Source organism: Candidatus Acidiferrales bacterium, from assembly GCA_036514995.1.
Taxonomy (GTDB): Bacteria; Acidobacteriota; Terriglobia; order Acidiferrales; family DATBWB01; genus DATBWB01.
The window spans coordinates 1-6,375 of the sequence record DATBWB010000086.1 but is presented as its reverse complement, the minus strand read 5'-3'; the positions used below and the strand labels follow the sequence as shown (position 1 = coordinate 6,375).

At 58.7% G+C, this 6,375-nt stretch carries 6 protein-coding genes; 4 read left to right on the top strand and 2 right to left on the bottom strand.

What is annotated here, in order from left to right:
- Positions 1-462: 462 nt before the first annotated feature.
- Positions 463-1,185: a deoxyribonuclease V gene (gene nfi, locus VIH17_06170; GenBank protein HEY4682821.1), complete on the top strand. Its 723-nt coding sequence runs from the start codon at positions 463-465 to the stop codon at positions 1,183-1,185.
- Between the two features lie 351 nt (positions 1,186-1,536).
- Positions 1,537-2,367 (top strand): GGDEF domain-containing protein, encoded by an 831-nt coding sequence (locus tag VIH17_06165; protein ID HEY4682820.1) that lies wholly within the window; start codon positions 1,537-1,539, stop codon positions 2,365-2,367.
- 51 nt (positions 2,368-2,418) lie between these two features.
- Here the strand turns inward: VIH17_06165 and VIH17_06160 are convergent, their stop codons facing one another.
- Complete coding sequence (locus VIH17_06160) at positions 2,419-3,144, bottom strand: DUF72 domain-containing protein (protein ID HEY4682819.1); 726 nt, start codon at positions 3,142-3,144, stop codon at positions 2,419-2,421.
- A 141-nt stretch (positions 3,145-3,285) separates the two neighbouring features.
- On the opposite strand from VIH17_06160, the gene VIH17_06155 reads away from it, so the two are divergent.
- Entirely contained in the window at positions 3,286-3,612 is a 327-nt protein-coding gene (locus tag VIH17_06155) for a hypothetical protein (protein HEY4682818.1), read from the top strand.
- Between the two features lie 103 nt (positions 3,613-3,715).
- Here VIH17_06155 and cyaY read toward each other — a convergent pair whose 3' ends face one another.
- Positions 3,716-4,063: an iron donor protein CyaY gene (gene cyaY, locus VIH17_06150; GenBank protein HEY4682817.1), complete on the bottom strand. Its 348-nt coding sequence runs from the start codon at positions 4,061-4,063 to the stop codon at positions 3,716-3,718.
- A gap of 326 nt (positions 4,064-4,389) precedes the next feature.
- Here cyaY and VIH17_06145 point away from each other — a divergent pair.
- Positions 4,390-6,375 (top strand): trehalose-6-phosphate synthase (locus tag VIH17_06145; GenBank protein ID HEY4682816.1); only part of this gene is annotated, 1,986 nt, incomplete at its 3' end.

The following is a 6,375-nucleotide window of genomic DNA, read 5'->3' as shown; positions in this document are numbered from 1 at the left end:
GACCCCGACCGCTCAGGCTTCTACTCCGACTCCGTGAGCGAATGCAAGAAAAATCGCGATGGGTCCAAGAAATTGAACTTGCATTCCCATTTTGGGAAAGTTCCAAAATAGAACAGAGTGACCGGAAGAGCATGAAAGGCGCTGCGATAGCCTACGGCCAGTCGCTCGACCAGCAAACAGCAGGGAAGGTAATGCTTTGGCATACCGGGGAAAGGCAGGTAGCGTCCCCGAAGAAACAGTCGGATACCGAGGCTGCCCACGACACCCTTTGGTGCAGCTTGGCTTTTGACCGCTTCTCCCTGCGCCTCACGGCCGGTTCATTATTGGAGTCTTCATGGAATAGTGTATGGTCGCGGCAGAGATCCGGTAGGTGACGGCACTACCAGGCGGAAATCCCAGGAGAGCTGCCTCACTCCTTGACACCTTCCAGGGGCTCAGCTAACGTTCCGGCGCAGGTGGACCGTGAAGCATCTTGCGCTTCACCCGTGGGATGTTACCCCCGAGCAGGCCCGCCAGATTCAACTGAATCTGAAATCGCGGCTGGAGTTGGCCGACCGGCTTGAAGACATCCAGCACGTCGCCGGCGCCGACATCGCGCTCGATCCGCAGGCAGGCATGGGGATCGGCGGCGTGGTGGTCTATGGCTGGCCGGGGCTGGTTGAAATAGAACGCCAGTTTGCGCGGCGCAAGCTCACTTTCCCTTACGTTCCGGGCCTGCTTGCGTTTCGAGAAGCGCCCGTGCTGCTCGACGCGTTTGAAAAATTGCGCTCGGAGCCGGACCTTATTTTCTACGACGGCCACGGCTACTCCCATCCGCGCCGCTTCGGCATCACCTGTCATCTGGGAATCCTCCTGGACCGACCCACGATCGGCTGCGCCAAGTCGAGATTGATCGGCCACTTTGAAGAACCGCCCTTGGAAGCCGGCGCGGCCACGCCGCTTTGCGACGGCGAAGAACGGGTTGGCGCGGTCTTGAGGACACGGGCGAACGTGCAGCCCATCTTCATCTCCCAGGGCCACCGCGTAAGCCTCGAAACAGCGGTGGCCTGGACGCTCAAGGTCTTGGATGGTTACCGCATCCCCAAACCCACCCGGGAGGCCGATCACTTTGTCGAGATGGTCAAGACCAACCGCTGGCGGGAAGAGGAACGCAAGCCCAATGCCCAGACGGCGTTTGGATTCTAGCTCGCTCGGCCGTCCAGGCTCTCGGCGTCTCCTGACGGACAGTACCCCTTTGCCGGGATGGACACCGGTGGGATTCACGCCCCGGCGAGCGGCTACATTCTGCCCGGCGTGAGTCAAATTTTCGCTCCTAAGGCTCGGAGCTAAGCGGGTTTTAGGTTGACAGAGGCTCTGCCCGGCGAGGGGGCCAGGTTGGTCTACAGCGCCAGCGAGCTATCTTTCTGCAAAAGGAAGGGTTAGCGTTCCGGGAGGCATTGTACCAGGTGGAGTAACCTCCTAACACTCCTGGGCGAGACCGGCGATGAGTGGCAATCCAACTGCTAACTAAAGCACGCGATCCGCTTTGAGTTTCTGATGGGAACGATAGACACAATAGCCAGGCCGCAGCCGGAGGTTGCCCCGAAACGTCGCGTGGATCGCGGCTATCTCCGCCAGTTCCACGCCATCGAGCGGCGCGATTGGTGGCTGTGGGGACTCTCTACCCTCGTCATCCTGACCCTTACCGGTGCAGTGGTGATTCTCGCTTTGCCGATGCTCTCGGCCGAGAAGGGCTTGTGGTCGCGGCTATCGCTCGAGCACTCGGTGCGCGGCCTGATCGGGGCGGTGCTGATCTTTGACATCTACGCGCTCTATCAGCAATTTGCATTGAAGCGATTGCGCAGCCACCTGGAGACAGAAATCCTGACCAACCTCGAGTTGCAGGAGCAAGCCGAGCGGTTTCACCAGCTTTCCACCACCGATCCCCTCACCGGACTTTCGAACCGCCGGTTCGTCACTGAGCAGCTTCGCCATGAGGTCTCGCGAGCGCATCGTTACGCCCGGCAACTGGCGGTGGTTCTCTTCGACCTCGACAACTTCAAGCAGATTAACGACCGCTACGGCCACCTGGCCGGCGACGAAGTCATGCGGCAGTTTGCTGCCTTGCTGCAAGAGAAGACGCGCTCCTCGGATACGCCGGCACGCTATGGCGGGGATGAATTCTTGGTGGTCCTGCCGGAGACCAAGGAAGCTCAAGCCCAGCGGTTCCTCAACCGCGTCGGCAGGAGCGTCGAGGTCCGCGCCGGGGGCCGAAAGATTCAGGTCGGCATCAGCGCCGGAAGGGCCGGCTACACCGAGGGTGATTCGGTCGAGACCCTTCTCGAGCGTGCCGATCAGAGCCTCTATGCTTGCAAACGGAACCGATAGGTTCCCTCGGCGTCATCCACCACACCCAGGCGCCGCGCTCAGACCCCGTACTCACAAGCGCAAGCTGACACGCGCCATGAACGACTGCGCGTCGTCGAGCATGCTGACATTGTTGAACAGGACGTAGGTCGGATCGGCCGTTTGGCACCGTGCCGCCAGCTCGGCCAGATCAGCCTCCGTAAACCGGTAGCGATAGCCGGTGCGGCCGTGGAGGCGGAAGTAACACACCCCGGAAGTTACCGGCTCGGCGTGAAAGGGATCGACAGCGTGAATCAGGTTTAGTTCCCGACAGAGAGTCGCAATCTCTTCCCCCGACCATTGCCCGCGCGGGTCCCATGCCAGCAAAAAGTTTTCGCGCTTGATCCGGTGAAAAAATTTCCAGAGGTTATCTTTATTTTCTATGGTCGGCTTGAAGCTCGCCGGGCATTGAAACAGGATGATGCGCGCCCGGAGCGCCCGGGCGCTTGCCGCCGTGCGTTCCCAGGCCTGCTCGGTTACCCCCGTCCATTGAAAACTCCCGCACTGTCTTTTTTGAGTTTCGCTGAACTTTTCGCGCAAGCGGCGGTAGGTTGGGCTGGTAGCCGGGTGAGTGATGACCTGCCAGGCCTTCAGCGTAAATTCGAACTCGGCCGGCACTACCGCTCGCCAGCGCTCGAGCGTTTTCTGCTCGGGCGGTTGGTAGAAAGTCTCCTGCGCCTCCACCAGGGGAAATTGTTCGGCGTAACGCGCTCGAGCGATCGGGAAACCGCAGCAGCCGACTTTGACAGCACCTTGCATGGCGCTTCGAACCAGCACGGACGAAGTGCCCGGTAAACGGGTTGATTGTAGGTTTGGTCGCCAGCCGGCGCAACCCGCTCTTGCAGGGAAAACAGTCGGTGGCATAATGTAGGGCAGCGGGTTCTCTGCAAGGAGCGCCGGGTGCCGCCGGAGAAGGATGATCGCCGCAGGAGCAACCGCGTCCGGCTACGGACGCCGGTGGTTCTCATCTGGGTGCAAGAAGGCAACGTTCATCGGGAAGCCACCCACACCCTTTCCGTCAGCAAGCATGGCTGCGCCGTGTTGAGCCACCGCGAGTTTTCGCTGGGCTCGGAAATCCAGCTCGAGAATGTTACCAGTGGCGAGATGGTTCGCACCCGGGCCCTCTACACGCTGAAAGATTTTTCCACCAACATGATTGAGGTCGGCCTGGGCTTCCTTGAAGAGCGGCCCGGTTTTTGGGGTATCGCATTCGTCTTGAGCCGGTAAAACCCTTCCACTCAATCCTAGCGGCATGCTGTAGGTGGGACAGGCATTCCTGCCTGTCCGAGTTTGCCAGAGCACAGGCAAGAATGCCTGTGCCACTGGGGTGCTACAACTGGATGGCCTGGCCGGTGCCGAGTTGCTCGTTGACCAGTCGCGCCAGAACCTGGCGGAGTGTTTCGCCCGTCTTTTCGAGAACAAACGCCGAGGCTTCCTCGGACCAACCGAGTTTGAAGCTCCGCGCCAGCGCCGAAACCCAAATCTGCCGCACCGGCGTGTTCGGGCTGATCACAAACCGGGCCGGCTGCGGCTCTTCAAACGTGAGGTTGAGCGTGCCGGCGTCGAACTCGACTTCAAAGTCGTGCTCATCCGCCAGCGGCAAGAGCGCCTTCCTGGCGTCCTCGAGCATCACGTCCGCCTTGAGGCGAAATTCCTGTTCGTCCATCAGTTGAGCCACGTTGCCTCCTGGAATGAAGCATTCTAGCACGCGACCTGTACCCAACACCCAGCGCCGCCAGCGGCCAACCGCACGAGCTACCCCGCCAGTAGTCCGCCCATCACCGTTGGCGAGTCACATTTCTTGAAAGCGCATCTCGCCGTCCATTGCTGCAAGGTGCGAAGCTGAAGCCTCGCTCCACGGGAGTGCTTCTATGATCTTTGTGATGGGTGTAAGATAAAAGCACAATGCGGATTACTTTCCGTCTGATTTTATCGCTTGTTATTGGCGTGACGCTCGTTGCCTCTCTTTTTACCTTCTTGCAGGTCCGTCAGGAAAGGCGACGATTGAGGGAGGAGGTTGAACGACGCGCCATAGTTCTGGCCGAGAGTCTCCAAGAGAGTGTTGAGCCGCTGCTGGACAAAGCGCCCTCCCGGAATCTTCAGCGGATCGTGGAAAGATTTGGCAACCGAGAGAGACTGAGTGGCGTGGCAGCCTATGACCCGAATGGTCGCTCCCTGGCCATTACGCCGGGCTTGGCATCCCTACTGCGTCGTCCTCCGGCAGCCGCTCTTGAGGCGGTTCGCACTGACCAGGGTTTAGGTGAATTCCAAACGATCAATGAGAAGCTGATGCACATCTACGCGCTACCCCTGCGCCGGGAAGGAGCCGTAACGGGGGTATTGGTAATCTTGCATGATACGAGTCACATTCCGATCCAGACAGCCCGGACCTGGCGACTCAACTTCATTCGGCTTTTGATACAAACGCTTCTGATTGCCGTGGTCACCGTGCTGATTGTGCGCTGGAGCATCGCAGGGCCCATCGCAAGAACGGCCGAATGGATGAAGAGACTCAGGACAGGCGAGACATCTGGACCGATTGGTCTGCTCAGGGCAGACCTTTTCAAACCTTTGGCTCGGGAGGTTCTCCATCTCACAAAGAGTCTTTCTGCCGCGAGAGCCGCCGCCGAAGAAGAAGCACGGCTGCGAGAAGCAGCAGAATCCCTTTGGACTTCTGAGCGACTGAAAGAGCATGTGCGGGGCAAGCTTCATGGACAGTCTCTTTTTGTTATTTCTAACCGAGAGCCCTACATGCATTCCAGGAAAGGCAAGGAAATCGAGTGCGTGGTGCCAGCGAGCGGGCTGGTGACCGCTCTGGAACCTATCTTGAGAGCTTGCGGAGGAACATGGATCGCCCACGGCGGAGGTGACGCCGACCGGGAAACCGTGGACGAGCGCGGCAAGCTCCGGGTGCCGCCGGAAGACCCGCAATACACTCTTCGGCGGGTGTGGCTCACCAAAGAAGAAGAAGAAGGATACTATTACGGCTTTTCCAATGAAGGTCTTTGGCCCTTGTGCCACATTGCTCATACCAGGCCGGAGTTTCGAGCCGAGGATTGGTCTCATTACCAGGCCGTGAACGTCAAATTCGCGGAATCGGCTCTGGAAGAGCTGGAAGGAACTGAAGAGCCGTGCGTCCTGATTCAGGACTACCACTTTGCCCTCCTGCCGCGGCTTATCAAGGAAAAACGCCCAGATGCCCGCGTAGCGATCTTTTGGCACATTCCCTGGCCCAACCCGGAAGCCTTTGGCATCTGTCCCTGGCAGAGAGAACTTCTTCATGGACTATTAGGGGCGGATCTCGTCGGATTTCATATTCAGTTTCACTGCAACAATTTCCTGGAAACGGTAGATCGAGCGCTTGAATCTCGAATTGACTGGGAGGGCTTCGCCGTCAATCGGGTCGGCCATACCACCTGGGTGAAGCCCTTTCCGATCAGCGTCGCGTTTCCCTGTAACGCTTCCCAGCCGTTGGTGGAATCCGGCAAGGAGCCAGTGAAGGCTCTCTTGCTCAAAGAGCTTGGCGTAAAGGCGCCGTACTTAGGCGTGGGAGTGGACCGGATTGACTACACAAAAGGAATTATCGAACGGTTCCGGGGAATCGAGCGATTCTTGGAAAAATACCCCGCCTACCAGGGGCAATTGACGTTTGTTGAACTGGGAGCCCCGAGTCGTACTCACATCAAGGAATACCATGACCTTGTCGGACACGTGGAGGCGGAGGCAGAGCGCATCAACTGGCGCTTCCAAACCAAAGAATGGAAGCCAATCGTTTTCCTCAAACGCCACCATACCCATCAGGAGATCCAACCCTACTATCGGGCAGCAGATATCTGTCTGGTCACTTCTCTGCATGACGGCATGAACCTTGTTGCCAAGGAATTCGTTGCCGCTCGCGACGATGACCAAGGAGTCTTGATCCTTAGCTGCTTCACCGGCGCAGCCCGCGAGCTCCAGGCCGCTGTGATCGTCAATCCTTATGACATCGAG